This window comes from Jiangella sp. DSM 45060 (assembly GCF_900105175.1).
Classification (GTDB): Bacteria; Actinomycetota; Actinomycetes; order Jiangellales; family Jiangellaceae; genus Jiangella.
The window spans coordinates 2,530,824-2,547,256 of record NZ_LT629771.1 but is presented as its reverse complement, the minus strand read 5'-3'; the positions used below and the strand labels follow the sequence as shown (position 1 = coordinate 2,547,256).

Annotated in this window: 16 protein-coding genes; 13 read left to right on the top strand and 3 right to left on the bottom strand. The window is 74.1% G+C overall.

The window, feature by feature from the left end:
* Positions 1-92: 92 nt before the first annotated feature.
* Complete coding sequence (locus BLU82_RS11440) at positions 93-1,268, bottom strand: sigma-E factor regulatory protein RseB domain-containing protein (protein ID WP_092619904.1); 1,176 nt, start codon at positions 1,266-1,268, stop codon at positions 93-95.
* Between the two features lie 144 nt (positions 1,269-1,412).
* Here BLU82_RS11440 and BLU82_RS11435 point away from each other — a divergent pair, with 144 nt between their 5' ends.
* The 8 genes from BLU82_RS11435 to BLU82_RS11400 all read left to right on the top strand — a co-directional run bounded on the left by BLU82_RS11435 (position 1,413) and on the right by BLU82_RS11400 (position 9,173).
* Positions 1,413-2,090 (top strand): response regulator transcription factor, encoded by a 678-nt coding sequence (locus tag BLU82_RS11435; protein WP_092619901.1) that lies wholly within the window; start codon positions 1,413-1,415, stop codon positions 2,088-2,090.
* Position 2,091: 1 nt separating this feature from the next.
* Positions 2,092-3,477: a cell wall metabolism sensor histidine kinase WalK gene (locus tag BLU82_RS11430; protein ID WP_197682882.1), complete on the top strand. Its 1,386-nt coding sequence runs from the start codon at positions 2,092-2,094 to the stop codon at positions 3,475-3,477.
* 11 nt (positions 3,478-3,488) lie between these two features.
* A complete protein-coding gene (locus tag BLU82_RS11425) occupies positions 3,489-4,067 on the top strand; it encodes a hypothetical protein (RefSeq protein WP_092619898.1) in 579 nt (192 codons plus the stop codon).
* Positions 4,067-4,648 carry a hypothetical protein gene (locus BLU82_RS11420; RefSeq protein ID WP_092619895.1) on the top strand — a complete coding sequence of 194 codons (582 nt, stop codon included), beginning with the start codon at positions 4,067-4,069 and terminating at the stop codon, positions 4,646-4,648. The genes BLU82_RS11425 and BLU82_RS11420 overlap by 1 nt, the downstream gene beginning before the upstream one ends.
* Positions 4,649-4,677: 29 nt before the next feature.
* Positions 4,678-5,253 (top strand): hypothetical protein, encoded by a 576-nt coding sequence (locus BLU82_RS11415; RefSeq protein WP_092619891.1) that lies wholly within the window; start codon positions 4,678-4,680, stop codon positions 5,251-5,253.
* A gap of 16 nt (positions 5,254-5,269) precedes the next feature.
* Positions 5,270-5,866 carry a hypothetical protein gene (locus tag BLU82_RS11410; protein ID WP_092619888.1) on the top strand — a complete coding sequence of 199 codons (597 nt, stop codon included), beginning with the start codon at positions 5,270-5,272 and terminating at the stop codon, positions 5,864-5,866.
* On the top strand, positions 5,863-6,582 hold the full coding sequence (locus BLU82_RS11405) for a DinB family protein (protein WP_092619885.1): 720 nt from the start codon (positions 5,863-5,865) through the stop codon (positions 6,580-6,582). The genes BLU82_RS11410 and BLU82_RS11405 overlap by 4 nt, the downstream gene beginning before the upstream one ends.
* 68 nt (positions 6,583-6,650) lie before the next feature.
* A complete protein-coding gene (locus BLU82_RS11400; protein ID WP_092625713.1) occupies positions 6,651-9,173 on the top strand; it encodes a DNA topoisomerase (ATP-hydrolyzing) subunit A in 2,523 nt (840 codons plus the stop codon).
* A gap of 2 nt (positions 9,174-9,175) precedes the next feature.
* Here the strand turns inward: BLU82_RS11400 and BLU82_RS11395 are convergent, their stop codons facing one another.
* Positions 9,176-9,775 carry a TetR/AcrR family transcriptional regulator gene (locus BLU82_RS11395; RefSeq protein WP_092619882.1) on the bottom strand — a complete coding sequence of 200 codons (600 nt, stop codon included), beginning with the start codon at positions 9,773-9,775 and terminating at the stop codon, positions 9,176-9,178.
* Between the two features lie 6 nt (positions 9,776-9,781).
* Complete coding sequence (locus BLU82_RS11390; protein WP_092619879.1) at positions 9,782-11,341, bottom strand: MFS transporter; 1,560 nt, start codon at positions 11,339-11,341, stop codon at positions 9,782-9,784.
* A gap of 243 nt (positions 11,342-11,584) precedes the next feature.
* Here BLU82_RS11390 and BLU82_RS11385 point away from each other — a divergent pair, with 243 nt between their 5' ends.
* The 5 genes from BLU82_RS11385 to BLU82_RS11365 all read left to right on the top strand — a co-directional run bounded on the left by BLU82_RS11385 (position 11,585) and on the right by BLU82_RS11365 (position 16,431).
* Positions 11,585-12,304, top strand: coding sequence for an LppX_LprAFG lipoprotein (locus tag BLU82_RS11385; RefSeq protein WP_157740823.1), 720 nt, complete (start codon positions 11,585-11,587; stop codon positions 12,302-12,304).
* Entirely contained in the window at positions 12,288-14,030 is a 1,743-nt protein-coding gene (locus BLU82_RS11380; RefSeq protein WP_197682881.1) for an MFS transporter, read from the top strand. Before BLU82_RS11385 ends, BLU82_RS11380 begins: the two co-directional genes overlap by 17 nt.
* The gene (locus BLU82_RS11375) at positions 14,027-14,935 is read left to right on the top strand and encodes a sucrase ferredoxin (protein ID WP_092619872.1); all 909 of its coding nucleotides are present in this window, start codon (positions 14,027-14,029) and stop codon (positions 14,933-14,935) included. The genes BLU82_RS11380 and BLU82_RS11375 overlap by 4 nt, the downstream gene beginning before the upstream one ends.
* Before the next feature lie 10 nt (positions 14,936-14,945).
* Positions 14,946-15,446, top strand: coding sequence for a carbonic anhydrase (locus BLU82_RS11370; RefSeq protein ID WP_092619869.1), 501 nt, complete (start codon positions 14,946-14,948; stop codon positions 15,444-15,446).
* Between the two features lie 82 nt (positions 15,447-15,528).
* A complete protein-coding gene (locus BLU82_RS11365; protein ID WP_092625712.1) occupies positions 15,529-16,431 on the top strand; it encodes an ABC transporter ATP-binding protein in 903 nt (300 codons plus the stop codon).
* The last annotated feature ends 2 nt before the right edge of the window (positions 16,432-16,433 follow it).

Here is a 16,433-nt window from a genome sequence, read left to right as displayed (position 1 = left end):
CCTGTGATAGGCCGGACACCGCCGGACGACGGCCCGGACATGCCGAGGCCGCCGCGGGTCGGGGACCGCGGCGGCCTCGGGTGGACCTGCCGTTACTGCGCGGCGGGGTCCTGGGCGGCCTCTTCGAGCACGTCCAGCGACACGGCGCCGGCCAGCAGGCGGCCGTCGTCGAGCAGGAGGACGGAGAACAGGTCGCTGGTCAGCGCCCGGCCGGTGCCGTACGGGCCGCTGACGTCCTGGAGCTGGGCGATGAAGTCGGCGGCCAGGGCGGCGGCGTCGCCCTCGAGGTGCGACGTCAGCGCGTCGAGGTCGACGTCGCGGACGACGAAGACGCTGCTCCAGCCCGAGCCCACGACAGACAGGTCGGAGTGGTCGAGGTCGCCCGGCTCCGCGTGGTGCTCGGCCGCGGCGTCATCGAGGTCGTCGGGCTGGATCTCCTCGACGGTGGTGCCGGGCGGCGGCGCGAACTCGTACGTCGACGCGTCGGGCTCGTCGAAGGAGATGGAGGTGAAGCCGACCTCGAACGACGGCTCGGTGGCGTCCTTGGCGACGATCTGCACCCGCAGCGGCATGGACGTCTCGCCGTCGATGGCCAGCCGGATGGAGCCGATCAGCGACTGGTCGTCCTTCGGCCGCAGCACCAGCTCGTACGCGTGGCGGCCGGCCACGGTGGCGGTGCCGTCGACGTCGATCTGGGTGGACGGCTCGATCATGGCCAGCGCCATCGACGCGGCCGCCGTGGGGACGTTCTCCGGCATGTTCTCGGGCATGCCCTCGCCGCCGAAGGGGCTGTCGCCGCCGAACGGGTTGCCGCCGTCGTCGGAGCCCTCGGCGTCGTCCGGGACGACGAGGTGGGACGCGCGGGCGCCCTCGCTGCTCCAGAACCAGAGGTCCTGGCCGTCGCGGATGAGGTCGGACTCGTTCTGGTCGTCCTGCAGCGCGAACCGGTAGGTGTCGCCGTCGGTGTACCAGATGCGGGCCGTGGACGACCCGTCGAGCAGCGACAGCGCGGCCGTCGGCAGCGACGTGGTGTCGGTGGCCGGCAGCTCCGGCAGGCCGACGTCGGCGGACTGCACGACGGTGCCGGCGAACGGGCCGACGTCGAGCGACGCGAGGTCGACCAGCAGCTCGGCGGCCGTGCGGTCGGGCAGGTCGGAGTCGGCGCCGGCGATCAGCGGGCCGGCCACGGCCGCGCCGACGACCACGGTGGCGACCGTGGCCCCGGTCGCCCACCGCCTCGCCGGGGTGCTGAGAAGGGAGTTCGGCATGTCTGCTCCTGGAGAACTCGGTGCGTTCAGGGTCGTGCCCGGGCCGGGGGTTCGCCCCGATGACCTCCACTGTGCCTCGCCGTCGCTGTGAGATCCCTGAGAGACCCCGGCCACATCCTCGGCGGGCAGGGCATGCTTGACGGCATGCGGGTGCTGGTGGTCGAGGACGAGCGCGGGCTGGCCCGCGCGCTGCAGCGCGGGCTCTCGGCCGAGGGCTTCTCGGTCGAACTGGCCCACGACGGCCTCGACGGCCTGCACCTGGCCCGCGAGCACGCCTACGACGTCATCGTCCTCGACATCATGCTGCCGTCGCTGTCGGGCTACCGCATCTGCCAGACGCTGCGGGCCGAGGGCAACTGGGTGCCCATCCTCATGCTGTCGGCCAAGGACGGCGAGTACGACCAGGCCGACGGCCTCGACGTCGGCGCCGACGACTACCTCACCAAGCCGTTCTCCTACGTCGTGCTGGTCGCGCGGCTGCGGGCGCTGCTGCGCCGCGGGGCGCCGGCCCGGCCCGCCGTCCTGTCAGCCGGCGACCTCGAGCTCGACCCCGGCGCCAAGACGGTGCGCCGCGGCGACACCGGCCTCACACTCACTCCGCGCGAGTTCGGCGTGCTCGAATACCTCATGCGCCGCGCCGACGAGGTCGTCTCCAAGCGCGACATCCTCGAGCACGTCTGGGACGCCCACTACGACGGCGACCCGAACGTCGTCGAGGTCTACGTCGGCTACCTGCGACGCAAGATCGACACCCCGTTCGGCCGGGCCGCGCTGCAGACGGTGCGCGGCGCCGGCTACCGGCTGAGCGGCGACGGCGGCTGACGTGGCCGTCTTCGGCCGGTTGAGCCTGCGGGCCCGGCTCACCGTGGCGGCCACCGCGATGGCGGCGGTCGGCCTGGCCATCAGCGGCGTGCTGCTGCTCATCGCGCTCGACCGCGCGCTGCTCACCGCGCTGGACGAGACCGCCCGGCGGCAGGGCGACGACATCGCGACGCTGGTCGAGTCCGGCCGGCTGCCCGACCCGCTGCCCGGTTTCGGCGTCGCCGTCGCGCAGGTCCTCGACGCCGACGACCGCGTCATCGCCTCCACCCCGGGCGGCGACCGCCTCACCCCGGTGGTCGCGGGCGACGACCTCGCCGCCGTCCGGTCCGGCGCGGCGATCGACCTCGACGGCACCCGGCTCGGCCAGCCCGAGCCGCTGCGCGTCGTCGGCATCCCCACCGACACCGCGGGCGACCCGCGCACCGTCGTCGTCGCCGTCTCGCTGGAGGAACAGCAGCGCAGCGTCCGGTTCGCCAAGATCGGCGTGTTCGGCGGCGGCCTCGCCATCACGGCCGCCCTGGCCCTGCTGAGCTGGCTGGTCATCGTGCGCGCGCTGCGCCCGGTCGACCGCCTGCGCGGCGGCGCCGAGGAGATCTCCGGCGCCGGCGGCGGGCACCGGCTGCCGGTCCCCGCCGGCGGCGACGAGCTGAGCCGGCTCGCCACCACCCTCAACGACATGCTCCGCCGGCTCGACGCGGCGGCGGCCCGGCAGCGCGCGTTCGTCGCCGACGCCGCCCACGAGCTGCGCAGCCCCATCGCGGCGCTGCGCACGGAGCTGGAGGTCGCGCTCGCGCACCCCGACGCCGTCGACCCGCACGACACCGCCCGCGAGGCGCTGGTCGAGGTGCAGCGCATGGCCCGGCTGGTCGACGACCTGCTGGTGCTCGCGCACCTCGACAACCCGCGCCCGCTGCGCCGCGACGAGCTGGTCGACCTCGGCCAGTTGGCGCTCGAGGTCACCGAGGGCGTGCGCGACGGCCGGGTGCGGGTGCGCGTCGACTCCGGCGGCGACGTCTTCACCCGCGGCCACCGCGACTCCCTGTCGCGGGTGCTGCGCAACCTGGTCGACAACGCCGTCCGGCACGCGTCGTCGCAGGTCACCGTCGCGGTGTCGGGTGACGGCGGCGCGGCGCGGGTGTCGGTGGCCGACGACGGCGCCGGCGTGGCCCCGGCCGACCGCGAACGCATCTTCGAACGCTTCGCCCGCCTCGACGCCGCCCGCGACCGCGACGCCGGCGGCACCGGCCTGGGGCTGGCCATCGCCCGCGAGATCGTCGTGTCGCACGGCGGCACGGTGGTCGTCGAGGACGCCGGGCCGGGCGCCCGATTCGTCGTCACGCTGCCGCCGGCCCGGGCCACCATCGGCGCGCCGGAGGCCGTGTCCTAGGGTCGTGCGGCATGACGGAACTCGTCCTGCGGCCGACCGTGCGGCACCGGCCCTGGGCGCTGATCCCCGTCGTGATCTTCGTCGGGCTGTGCGTGTTCACCGGCGCCTCCGCGGGCGCCACCGGGCTGCTGATCGGGCTGGGCGTCGCCTCACTGGTGGTCGTGCCGATCGCCGGGCACCTGCTGCGCTCGCGGGTCACCGTCACGTCGTCCGAGATCGCCGTGCGCGGGTTCGTCACGCACAAGCGGGCCGACCGCGCCCGGGCCGCGTCGATCGTGCGGGCCCTGGTGGTGGCGCCGCGCGCGCCGGTGAACGACTCGATCTTCGTGCTCGACCGCGACGAGCAGCTGCTGCTGCGCATCCACGGCGTCAACTACCCGCGGGCCGACCTCGACCGCCTCGTCGAGCACCTCCGGCTGCCCACCGTCGTCGCCGACCGGCCGATCACCGCCGGCCAGGTGGCGAAGCACTACCCGGGCATCGTGCCGTGGATCGAGCGGCATCCGTACCGGTTCGCGTTCGCCATCACGGGCGGGATCGTCGTGCTGGTGATCATCATCGCGGCGATCGTCGCCGCGCTGGCCGTCTGATGCTCTGGGAGCTGCGCCCGTCGGCGCGGCGGCGGCGCCGGGCCGTCGCGACGGCGAGCTTCGTGTACGCGGCCTTCACCCTCATCGTGACCGCCATCGGCGGCGCCACCGGGCTGCTGATCGCGCTGTCACTGTGCGTCGTCGCTCTCGCCGCCGGGTACGTGTACCTGCGGCGGTCGCGGATCGTCGTGACGCCGGCGGAGATCGCGGTGACCGGCCTGTTCCGCACCCGGCGGCAGCCGCTGGACGAGGTGACGAGCGTGGTCCGGGCGACGCTGGTGCCGCCGCGCGGCCCGGTGGTCCCGACGCTGTTCCTGATCGGCGGTCCGGGGCCGGACGTGCTGCTGCGGATCACCGTCACCCACTACGAGAGCTACGACGTCGACCAGCTGCTCCGGCACCTCGGCCGCCCGGCGATCGAGCACGACCGGCCGATGACCGCCGCCCGCCTCGCCGACGAGCACCCCGGCATCGTCCCGCTGGCCGAGCGGCGGCCGTACTCGTCCTCGTTCGCGGTGGGGTGCGGGATCGTCGTCCTGGTCATCGCCATCGGCCTGCTCGGCGCCCTCCTGACGGCCTGAGCCGCCGCCGTGGCCTAGGGTCGGCATCCGTGTCCACCCCACTCGTCCTCCGGCCGGCGGCCGGGCCGCGGCGGCAGCTCCTCTCGATCGCCGCCGTCATCGCGGCCGTCCTCGTCGTCGCCGGCGCGCTCGCCGGTGGCCGGCCCGCGCTGATCACCGGCCTCGCGCTGGCCGCGCTGACGATCGTCGTCGCCGCCGCCCACCTGTGGCGCTCCCGCATCGTCGCCGGCCCGGCCGCGATCTCCGTGCGCCGGCTCTTCGGCCACCGCCGGCTCGACCGCGCGGAGCCCGCCTCGGTGGTGCTGGCCACGCTGCTCCGGCCCGGGGCAGCCGCCCGCACCGTCTTCCTCCTCGACGCGCAGGGCGGGGTGCTGGCGCGCATCAACGGCGCTCTCTACGACCCCGCCGACCTCGACCGCCTGGTCGAGCACCTCGGGCTGCCCCTCGGCGGGCCGGACGACCCGGTCACCGGCGCCCGGCTGGCCCGCGCGCAGCCCGGCGCCGCCGGGTGGGTCGAGCGGCACCCCGTGGGGGTCATCCTGCTCTGTGTCGCGGGCTTCGCCGTCATCGCGGTGGTCGGGGGCGCCCTCCTCGCCGGGCTCTGACCGTACGATCGTGGCCATGCCCGGACCCCTGCCCGGAACCGCGCTCGTGCTGCGGCCGTCGCTGCGCCGCTACCTCAGCACCGTCAAGTGGTCGTTGCTGCCGGTCATCGTGCTGCTGGCGGCGCTGCTGCTGCGCGGCGGCGGGTTCGGCGCCGCCGTGTCGCTGGGCGCCATCGCGCTGGCGTCGAGCATCGGGCCGGCGTGGTTCCGGCGGGCGGCGATCACCGTCACGCCGTCCGAGCTCGCCGTCACCGGTCTGCTCCGCACCCGCCGGGTCCCCCGCGACGCCGTCGGGTCGATCGTCACCGCGGCGCTCCCCCGCACCCACCAGAACAGCCGCAGCCTGGCCCACCTCTACGTGCTCGACCGCAGCGGCCGGCGGGTCGCCCGCATGACCGGCGCCCGCTGGGTCGAGGACGACATGCGCCGCCTCATGGCCACCCTCGGCGTCGAGACCCACAAGCTCGGCCGGCTCGCCTCGGCCCGCGCCCTCGCCCGCCGCTACCCGCACGCCGTCCCGCTGCTCGAGCGCTACCCCGTCATCGCCGGCGCCCTCGTCGTCGTCCCCGCCGTGGCGGCGATCTTCGCGCTGTCGCTAGAGTTCTCGTCATGACGCGTCATGTCGACGAGGATCTGCGCGGGACGGAGTTCCGGGAGTGCGACCTGACCGGGGCCCGCCTGATCGGCGTCGTCATGCAGGACGCCGTGATCGACGGGCTCGTCACCAACCTCGTGGTGAACGGGGTCGAGGTCACTGGGTATGTCCAGGCGGAGCTCGACCGGCGTCATCCGGTGCGGCTGCTGATCCGCTCCGAGGACCCGGCCGACCTGCGCGAGGCAGCGCGTCAGCTCCATGCCGCCTGGGCCACCACGATCGAGCGGATCCGCCGTACGCCAGGCATCGAGCGCCGCAGCGTGAACGACGAGTGGTCGGCGGCGCAGACGCTGCGCCACCTGGTCTTCGTCCACGACTCGTGGTTCCGCCGCTGCTGCCTGGGCTCGACCGAGCTGTTCACGCCGATGGGCATCGGGCCGACCGTCGAGCCCTACCGAGGAGCGCACGGGCTCGACCCCTCGCTCGATCCGGCCCTCGACGAGATCGTCGGCGTGCGTGAGGCACAGGCCGCCGAGCTCGAGGCCTGGCTCGACGACGTCACCCCTGCGCAGCTCGCAGCGCGAGCGCCGGTGCCCGACGACGACGTCTGGCCGCCGTACGCCCGGGGCCGCTCGGTGCGGCAGTGCCTCGGCACGGTGCTCAACGATACCTTCGAGCACCACCGCTTCTGCGTCCGCGACCTCGACCTGATCGAGGCACAGGACGCCGAGTAGGGCCCGCGACCGACTCAGCTGCGGGTCGCTGCACGAACCGCGGCCCTCGGGGGGCGAGAATGGTCGGCATGGCACGCCGGACCACGACACCCCCGCCCGAGGACTTCGAGGAAGTCATCCTCGACGTCGACGTCTCGGAGGAGATGCGGGGCAGCTTCCTCGAGTACGCCTATTCGGTCATCTACTCCCGCGCCATCCCGGACGCCCGCGACGGGCTGAAGCCGGTGCAGCGCAGGATCCTGTTCCAGATGAACGAGATGGGCCTGCGCCCCGACCGCCCGCACGTGAAGTGCGGCCGCGTCGTCGGCGACGTGATGGGCAAGCTGCACCCGCACGGTGACGGCGCCATCTACGACACCCTGGTGCGCATGGCGCAGCCGTGGGCCATGCGGGTGCCGCTGGTCGACGGGCACGGGAACTTCGGCTCGCTCGACGCCGGCCCGGCCGCGTACCGGTACACCGAGTGCCGCATGAGTGAGCCCGCCATGCTGCTGGTCCGGTCGCTCGACGAGAACGTCGTCGACATGGTGCCGAACTACGACGGGCAGTTCGAGCAGCCCGAGGTGCTGCCGGCGGCGTTCCCGAACCTGCTGGTCAACGGCGCCACCGGCATCGCCGTCGGCATGGCGACGAACATGGCGCCGCACAACCTCGGCGAGGTCATCGACGCCACCCGGCACCTGCTGACGAACCCCGAGGCGAGCCTCGACGACCTCATGCGCTTCGTGCCCGGGCCCGACCTCCCCAGCGGCGGGCGCATCATCGGGCTCGACGGCGTCCGCGAGGCCTACGAGACCGGCCGGGGCGCGTTCAAGACCCGCGCGACCGCCCGCATCGAGAACATCACCGCCCGCCGCAAGGGCATCGTCATCACCGAGCTGCCGTACATGGTCGGCCCGGAGCGGGTCCGCGAGCGCATCGTCGAGCTGGTCCGCAACAAGAAGCTGCAGGGCGTCGCCGACGTCGTCGACTACACCGACCGCAACACCGCGCTGCGCCTCGTCATCGAGCTGAAGAGCGGCTTCGTCCCCGAGGCGGTGCTGGCGGAGCTGTACCGCCTCACCCCGCTGGAGGACTCCTTCTCCATCAACAACGTCGCGCTGGTCGACGGCCAGCCGCGCACGCTGGGCCTCAAGGAGCTGCTCGAGGTCTTCATCGCGCACCGCCTGTCCGTCGTGCGGCGGCGCAGCGAGTTCCGCCGCACCAAGGCGGCCGACCGGCTGCACCTCGTCGACGGCCTGATGATCGCGCTGCTCGACATCGACGAGGTCATCGCGGTCATCCGCTCCTCCGACGACGCGTCGGCCGCACGCGAGCGGTTGATGGCGGTCTTCGACCTCTCCGACATCCAGGCCCGCTACATCCTCGACACCCCGCTGCGCCGGCTCACCCGCTACGACCGGCTGGAGCTGGAGAAGGAGGGCGAGGAGCTGCGGCGCACCATCGCCGAGCTGACGGCGCTGCTCGAGAACGAGGGCCTGCTGCGCCAGGCGGTGTCCGACGAGCTGGCCGAGATCGCCGCCGCGCACGCCACGCCGCGGCGCACCGTCCTGCTGGAAGAGTCCGGCGCCGTCACCACCCGGGCCGGTGCCACGTCGCTGGAGATCGCCGACGACCCCTGCCAGGTGCTGCTGTCGTCGTCGGGGCTGCTGGCGCGAACGGCCGGCGAGGAACCGCTGCTCTACGGCGACAAGCGGTCCAAGCACGACGTCGTCGTGTCCGTGGCGGCGTCGACGGCCCGCGGCGAGGTCGGCGTCGTCACGTCGGCCGGGCGGGTGCTGCGGCTGTCCGTGCTCGACCTGCCGTCGCTGCCCCCGACGGCGGCGCTGACGCTCGCCGGCGGCGCGGCGCTGAAGGAGTTCATCGAGCTCGACGCCGGTGAACGGGCGCTGGCGTTGACGACGTTCGCTACCGACTCCCCCGGCCTGGCGCTGGGCACGGAGCGCGGCGTCGTCAAGCGGGTCGTCCCGGACCACCCGGGCAAGGACGCCTACGACGTCATCCGCCTCGACGACGGCGACCGCGTGGTCGGCGCCGTCGAGCTGCGCACCGGCGACGAAGACCTCGTGTTCGTCAGCTCCGACGCGCAACTGCTCCGCTTCGCCGCGTCGGCGGTGCGGCCGCAGGGCCGGTCGGGCGGCGGCATCGCCGGCATCAAGCTGTCGTCCGGCGCGAAGGTGACGTTCTTCGGCGCGGTCGACGCCTCGCGCGCCGGCGCCGTCGTCACCGTCTCCGGCTCCTCCACGGCCCTGCCGGGCACCCAGCCGGGAGCGGTCAAGGTCACCCCGTACTCCGAGTACCCCGCGAAGGGCCGAGCGACCGGCGGCGTGCGCTGCCACCGGTTCCTCAAGGGCGAGGACACCCTGCTGCTCTCGTGGGTGGGCACGGCGCCGCCGCGGGCCGCGGCCGCCAGCGGCGTGCCGATCGAGCTACCGCCCGCGACCGGCCGCCGCGACGGCTCCGGCATCGCGGTCGCCCAGCCCATCGCGGCCGTCGCCGGACCCCTCCCGGGTGGTGACGACGAGCAGCCGCCGCCACCCGCCGAGGAGCCCGTCGCCGAAGCCGAGCAGGGGACGCTGGAACTGGAGTAGGCCTACCCGCGCGCGACCCCGCGCAACACGCCGTCGAGGAGCTGCTCGAGCAGTTCGCGGGTCGGGCTGCGGTCGGGGTTGTGCAGCATCCACTGCATCGTCGGCGCGGTGACGATCTCGGCCAGGACGTCGAGGTCGAGGTCGTCGCGCAGCTCGCCGCGGTCGATGGCGCGCTGCAGGGCGGCCTGCGTGAGCGCCCGCCGCGGGCGGATGACCGACTCGCGGTACTGGGCGGCCAGCGCCGGGTAGCGGGCCATCTCGCCGACGAAGCAGGCGTACACCTTGCGGTTGCGGGCCGACTCGCGTCCGCGCGCCGCCGCCTCGGCCAGCGCCAGGAGGTCGTCGCGCAGGGACGTGCCGGGCAGCGTCGGCAGCGGGCCCTTGAGCTCCGCGACGGCGTCGCAGATGAGGCTCTCGAGGCCCTTCCACCGCCGGTAGATGGTGGTCTTGCCGACGCCGGCCCGGGCGGCGACCCCCTCGATGGTGGTGCCGGCGATGCCGGACTCCGCGAGCAGGTCGAGGGTCGCGTCGATGATCGCCCGGTCGGCGTCCTCGCTGCGCGGCCGGCCGCTGCGCCGCTCCACCCGAGCGATCTCCGTCATGTCAGGTCACGTCCTCGCTGTCTGCGGCTCCGGCGCCTCCGGAGCCCCCGACGGTGACGGCGCGGGACGCCCCGGCCGGCCCGGCAGGAACACCGTGACGACGAGGACGCTCAGCGCCGCGACCGCGGCTCCCAAGAAGGCTACCCAGTGCACGCCGCTGAGGAAGGCCGCGAACGCCGGGCCGCGGACCTGCGCGACGACGCCGGCCCGCTCGGCCGCCTGCATGGTGGTGCCGAGCGACTCCGCGGCCGCGTGCCGGACACCCGCGGGCAGCACGCCGACCGCGTCGTCCACACCGGACCGGTACCGCGCCGACAGCACCGCGCCCAGGATGGCGACCCCGAGCGCGCCGCCGACCTGGCGCATCGTGTTGTTCACGGCGGAGCCGACGCCGGCCTTCTCGCGCGGCACGGCGGCCATGACCGCGGTCGTGGCGGGCGGCATGACGTTGGCGATGCCGGCGCCCTGGACGAAGAACGCGGCGAGCAGGTACCACAGCGGCGTGGTCTCGTCGATGAACCCCATCGCGACCAGGCTGGCCGCGACGAGCGTCAACCCGGTCGCCGTCACGGCCCGGATGCCCCACCGCTGCACCGCCGTCGACGAGAACGTCGCGAACGCCGTCTGCGCGATGGCGAACGGCAGGAACATCAGGCCGGTCTCCAGCGGCGTGTACCCGCGGACGATCTGCAGGTAGAACGTCATGAAGAAGAACGTGCCGAGCATGGCGAAGAAGACCAGCCCGATCGTCGTCACCGAGGCCGAGAACACCGGGTTGCGGAACAGCGCGACGTCCAGGGCGGGGTGGTCGGACCGGCGCTCGTACCAGACGAACAGCGCCAGCACGGCCAGCCCGCCGAGCGTCGACCCCCAGACCAGCGGGTCGGTGACGGTGGCCCGTTCGCCGCCCTCGATGATGCCGTAGACGAGCAGCGTCAGACCGACGATGGACAGCAGCACGCCGCCGGGGTCGAGCCGGCCGGGCGACGGGTTGCGCGACTCGGGGACGAGCCACGCGATCAGCGCCAGCCCGAGCAGCACCACCGGCACGTTGATGAGGAACACCGACCCCCACCAGAACCGCTCCAGCAGCGCGCCGCCGAGCACCGGCCCGAGCACGATGGAGATCCCGACCGACGCGACCCAGATGCCGATGGCCCGGCCGCGTTCCTCCGGCTCGAAGACGTGGGTGATGATCGCGAGCGTGGACGGCATGACAGCGGCCGCGCCGACGCCCATGAAGGCGCGGGCCGCGATCAGCTGCTCCGGCGACGACGCGTAGGCGGAGACCGCCGACGCGATGCCGAACAGCAGCAGGCCGAGCATGAGCATGCGCCGGCGGCCGAACCGGTCGCCGAGCAGGCCGAACGTGAACAGCAGTCCGGCGAAGACGAGGGTGTAGGAGTTGATCGCCCACTCCAGCTCGCTCTGGGTGGCCGAGAGATCGTCCTGAATGGTGCGGAGCGCGACGTTGAGCACCGTGTTGTCGAGCACGACGACGAGCAGGCTCACGACGAGGACGCCGAGGATGCTCCATCGCCGGTTGTGGATCGTCGCTGGGTCCACGATGGCGGGTCCTTCCCTGCTTCCGATCTTTCGATACGGCGACGTACCGTATCGGTTATCGGCTCGACGGTAGACCCATCTCTATCGATACGCAACAGGTCCGTATCGCAAGTGCGCGGACTCTCAGCGAAATCACAGCCGCGACCCCGCATCGTGGCCGCGCACCGAATGGGAGGAGAGCAGTCGATGTCCAGGTCGGGTGTCGTGGGTCACGGTGGGCGAAAAGGCTGGCAGACTGCCGCCATGCGCCACACCGCCCGCCGCATGCTGCCCGCCGCGCTCGTCGTCGCCGCGCTGGCCCTGACGGCGTGCAGCGACGACGGCGACGGCGGCGGCGGGAGCACGCCGGACGACGACCCGCAGGCCCAGCTCGAGACCGCCGCCGACCTCCTCAACGAGGCGTCCAGCGTCACGTTCGTGCTCGAGGGCGACGACCTCCCCGACGACGGCACGGTCGTCGTCGGCGGCGAGGGCGTCGCGGTGCCGCCATCGTCGTTCGAGGGCGAGATCCGCATCCGCGCCGGCGCGCTGCCGGCCACCATCGAGGTCGTCTCCGTCGACGGCAAACTGTGGGCGCAACTGCCGCTGACCAGTGGGTTCGAGGAAGTGAACGCCGACGACCTCGGGTTCGGCGACCCCGGCCTGCTGATCGACCCCGACCACGGGGTCAGCCAGTTGCTGACGTCCGGCACCGAGATCACCGCCGGCGAGCAGGTCCGCGTCGACGGCGACGTCTACGACCAGGTCGAGTCCGTGCTGCCGGGGGAGCTGGTCGGCGAGGTGCTCACCATCGCCGACCCGTCCGCCGACGTCGAGGCCGTGTGGGCGCTCGACACCGAGACCGGCCAGCTGCGCCAGGCCACGCTGACCGGCCCGTTCTACGACGGCGGCGACGAGCAGACCTACACCGTCCGCCTCGAGAAGTACGACGAGCCCGCTGAGATCAGTGCTCCGGACAGCTGACCGGACCGGCCGCGCCGCACTCGCTCTCGGAGTCGTCGGCGTCCTGCTGGCCGCCGCCGACACGTACGTCATCGTCCTGGCGCTGCCGGACATGATGGTGGGCGTCGGGCTGGACGCCGACGAGCTCCAGCGCGCCGCTCCCCTGGTCTCGATGTTCCTGCTCGGCTACGTGGTCGTGCTGCCGCTGGTCGGGCGGGTGTCCGACGTCACCGGCCGGTTGCCGGTGCTGACCGGCTCGCTGCTGGTGTTCACCGCCGGGTCGCTGCTGACGGCGTCGGCCGACGGCGTGGCGGGCGCCGTCGTCGGGCGGTTCCTGCAGGGCGCGGGCGGCGGGGCACTGGTCCCGGTGACGCTGGCGCTGGTCGCCGACCTGTGGCCGCCGGAGCGGCGCGGCGTGCCGCTCGGGCTGGTCGGCGCCGTGCAGGAGCTGGGGTCGGTGCTCGGGCCGCTGTTCGGGGCGGCGATCCTCGCGGTGGCGGACTGGCGGGCGATCTTCTGGGTGAACTTCGGCATCGGCGCCGCCCTGTTCGTGGGGACGGCGGCCGGGCGCGGCCGCGGGTCGGCGCCTTCCGAGCCTGCCGCACCCGCCGGGCGGTTCGACGTCGCGGGCCTGCTGCTCGGGCTGGGCGCGCTGACCTGCGCCGGCCTCGCCGTCACCCGTCCGTCGTCGCTGGAGCAGAGCGTCCGGTGGGGCGAGCTGCTGGTCCCGCGCTCCGACGGGCGGGACTGGACGACGCCGCTCGCGCTGGCCGCGTTCGTGCTGCTCGTGGCGTTCGTGGCGCGGGAGCTGACGGCGCCCCGGCCGCTGCTGCCGCTGCGCCGCGCCCCCGCCGTCCTGCGGGCGGCCGACCTCCCCGGCGCGCTGCTGCTCGGCGTCGCGCTCGGCGGCATCGTGCTGACGTTCGCCGTCGCCGACCCCGCGGTCGAGCTGATGGCGCCGTCCGGGCCGTGGCTGCTGGCTGGGTCCGCCGTGGCGCTCGCGGCGTTCGCCTGGCGGCAGCGCCGGGCCGCGGCGCCGCTCGTCCCGCCGGCCGCCGTCCGCGACCGGCGCTCGTGGGGCGCGCTGGTCGTGAGCCTGTTCGTCGGCGCGGCGCTGGTCTCCGTCGTCGTCGACGTCCCGATCCTGGCCCGCACCGTCCTCGACGGCGCCGACCAGCTGGACGCGGCGCTGGTGCTGCTGCGGTTCCTCGTGGCGCTGCCGATCGGCGCACTCGCGGGCGGCTGGCTGCTGCGCCGGCACGGCCCGGCGCTGCTGGCCGGGTCCGGGATGGCGCTGGGCACGGCCGGGCTGGCCGTCATGGCGACGTGGGGCGTGGGGTCGCTCGACGGCGTGCTGGACGACGCGGTGCTGGTGGCGGCCGGGCTCGGGTTCGGGCTGGCCATCGCGCCGGTCAACGCGGCGCTGCTGGCCGCGGCCCCGCGCGAGACGCACGGCGTGGCCAGCGCGCTGCTCGTCGTCGCGCGGATGATCGGCATGCTGGCCGGGCTGTCCGCGCTGACCGCGATCGGGCTGCGGCGGCTGTACTCCGTCCAGGCCGACATCGAGTCGCCGGCCGTCCTGTGCCCCGACTCCCCCACGAACTGCGACCCGTACGACGACGCCGTCCGGCACGCCATCGTCGAGCAGTTGCAGGCGACGTTCACCGGCGCCGCCGTGTGCGCCGCGGCGGCCGCGCTGGGTGCCGTGCTGCTGCTGCGGCACCGGGCCCGTACCGTGGAGTCGTGACCCTCTGCTCGGACCTCGGCCGCGAGCTGGCCGAGCCGCTGGCCGGCACGGCGCCCGTCGCGTCCTGGTGGCTGGTCGTCGAGCAGCCCGGGCCGTGGGGCGCGAAGGCGCTGACGCAGTCGCACCTCGACCCCGAGCTGGGCGCCGGGCTCGACGCCGCGGCAGGCGCGCACGGCGGGCGGGTCGCGCTGGTCCGGCGGCCGCGGCGGCACCCCGACACCCACTACCCCGCCGCGCACCGCGTCTGGCTGGCCGGCACGACGCCGGGCGCCACGTTCCTGCTCGGCGGCTGGCTGCCCGACCCGTCCGTCCTGCTCTCGCTGGACTTCGCGGCGCTGGGCTCCGGTGTGCCGTCCGGCCTGGACGGTCTCCAGCCGGAGGCCGAGCCGCTGATGCTGGTCTGCACGAACGGCCGCCGCGACCTGTGCTGCGCGGTGAAGGGCCGCGCCCTGGTCGCCGGCCTGCGCGACGACGTGCTCGGCCGGGTCTGGGAGACGACGCACCTCGGCGGGCACCGCTTCGCGCCGACGGCGGTGCTGCTGCCGCACGGCGTCACGTACGGGCGGCTCGACGACAAGCAGGCGCTGCTGCTCGTCGAGTCCGCCCGCGACGGCCACTTCCTCGGCGACGGGTACCGCGGGCGCAGCACGTTCTCCCGGCCCGGACAGGCCGCCGAGGCCGCCGTCCGCCGTCAGCTCGGCGACACCGGCCTCGACGACCTCCTCGTCCCCGCCGTGACGCCGGTCGCCGAGGCCGCCTGGCACGCCGTCGTCGCGCACCGTGACGGGCGGAGCTGGACGGTCGCCGTCCGGGCCGAGGAGCAGCCGCCGCCGCGCCCGGAGTCGTGCGGCAAGCCGCCCGGCACCCCCGTCGCGTACCGCGCCGACGTCCCCGTCCCGCAGTGAGAGGAGCCCGATGCAGACCGAGGAGTTCGCCGACGTCCTGGCCGGCAACGACGACTACACGGCCCGGTTCGCCCTGGCCGGCCTCGAACCCGTCGCCGCCCGCGGCCTGGCCGTCGTCACGTGCATGGACTCCCGCATCGAGCCCCTGGACATGCTCGGGCTGAAGCCCGGCGACGCCAAGATCATGCGCAACGCCGGCGCCCGCGTCACCACGGACGTCCTGCGCACCCTCGCGCTGGCGACCCACCTGCTGGGCGTCACGCGCATCATGGTGGTGGCGCACACCAGGTGCAAGATGGCCAGCGCCACGGCCGACGAGGTGGCCGCGGCCATCGAGCAGTCGTCCGGCATCGACGTCCGCAGCCTCGACTTCCACCTGATCGCCGACCAGAAGGCCACCCTCGGCGCTGACGTGCAGCGCATCCGGTCGTGGCCCTTCTTCCCGCCGCACGTCCCCGTCGGCGGCTTCCTCTACGACGTCGACACCGGGCGCCTCACCCAGCACGCCTGACGCCGCATCAACCGATCGGTGGATCGCCGCTGTAGCCCGGCGGTCGATTCGCCGCGCCGTGCCCACCGGCAGGCTGGTGGACATGGCGATCATCGAGGTAGAAGGCCTGGTCAAACGGTACGGCGACCACACGGCCGTCGACGGGGTGAGCTTGGCGGTCGAGGAGGGTGAGATCTTCGGCATCCTCGGTCCCAACGGGGCCGGGAAGACGACGACCGTCGAGTGCATCGAGGGGCTGCGCACCCCCGACGCGGGCCGCATCAGCGTGGCCGGGCTGCATCCGCGCGACCCGGAGGTGCGGGAGCTGCTCGGCGCGCAACTGCAGGAGAGCGAGCAGCCCGACAAGCTGACCGTCGGCGAGGCGATGCAGCTGTACAGCTCGTTCTACCGCCGGCCGGCGGACTGGCGCGAGCTCGTCCACACACTGAAGCTCGAGGACAAGACGCACACCCAGTTCCGGCGGCTGTCGGGCGGGCAGAAGCAGCGGTTGTCCATCGCGCTCGCGCTGGTCGGGAACCCGCGGGTGGCGGTGCTGGACGAGCTGACGACGGGCCTGGACCCGCAGGCGCGGCGCGACGCGTGGGGGCTGATCGAGGCGATCCGCGACCGCGGCGTGACGATCCTCATGGTCACGCACTTCATGGAGGAGGCCGAACGCCTCTGCGACCGGATCGCCGTCATCGACGCCGGAGGTGTGGTGGCGTTGGACACGCCGGCCGGGCTGGTGGCGCGGGTCGACGACCGGCAGCGGGTCCGGTTCCGGCCGTCCGCAGCTCTGGACCCCGCCCTGCTGACGGCGCTGCCCGAGGTCGACGACGTCCGGCGGGCCGGCGGGCAGCTCGTCGTCACGGGGACGGGCAACCTGCTGCTCGCCGTGACGGCGACGCTCGCCGCCCAGGGGATCACCGCGGCGGGGCTGCGGCTGGAACAGGCGTCGCTGGACGACGCGTTCGTCGCGCTCACCGACCGCCCGATCGACGTCTGAGG

What these genes read in the sequence shown, in the direction of transcription:
- BLU82_RS11365 (WP_092625712.1), top strand. Translation starts at nt 15,529, where the DNA reads ATGGCGATCATCGAGGTAGAAGGCCTGGTCAAACGGTACGGCGACCAC.
- BLU82_RS11385 (WP_157740823.1), top strand. Translation starts at nt 11,585, where the DNA reads ATGCGCCACACCGCCCGCCGCATGCTGCCCGCCGCGCTCGTCGTCGCC.
- BLU82_RS11370 (WP_092619869.1), top strand. Translation starts at nt 14,946, where the DNA reads ATGCAGACCGAGGAGTTCGCCGACGTCCTGGCCGGCAACGACGACTAC.
- BLU82_RS11405 (WP_092619885.1), top strand. Translation starts at nt 5,863, where the DNA reads ATGACGCGTCATGTCGACGAGGATCTGCGCGGGACGGAGTTCCGGGAG.
- BLU82_RS11440 (WP_092619904.1), bottom strand. Translation starts at nt 1,268, where the DNA reads ATGCCGAACTCCCTTCTCAGCACCCCGGCGAGGCGGTGGGCGACCGGG.
- BLU82_RS11425 (WP_092619898.1), top strand. Translation starts at nt 3,489, where the DNA reads ATGACGGAACTCGTCCTGCGGCCGACCGTGCGGCACCGGCCCTGGGCG.
- BLU82_RS11420 (WP_092619895.1), top strand. Translation starts at nt 4,067, where the DNA reads ATGCTCTGGGAGCTGCGCCCGTCGGCGCGGCGGCGGCGCCGGGCCGTC.
- BLU82_RS11435 (WP_092619901.1), top strand. Translation starts at nt 1,413, where the DNA reads ATGCGGGTGCTGGTGGTCGAGGACGAGCGCGGGCTGGCCCGCGCGCTG.
- BLU82_RS11410 (WP_092619888.1), top strand. Translation starts at nt 5,270, where the DNA reads ATGCCCGGACCCCTGCCCGGAACCGCGCTCGTGCTGCGGCCGTCGCTG.
- BLU82_RS11395 (WP_092619882.1), bottom strand. Translation starts at nt 9,775, where the DNA reads ATGACGGAGATCGCTCGGGTGGAGCGGCGCAGCGGCCGGCCGCGCAGC.
- BLU82_RS11400 (WP_092625713.1), top strand. Translation starts at nt 6,651, where the DNA reads ATGGCACGCCGGACCACGACACCCCCGCCCGAGGACTTCGAGGAAGTC.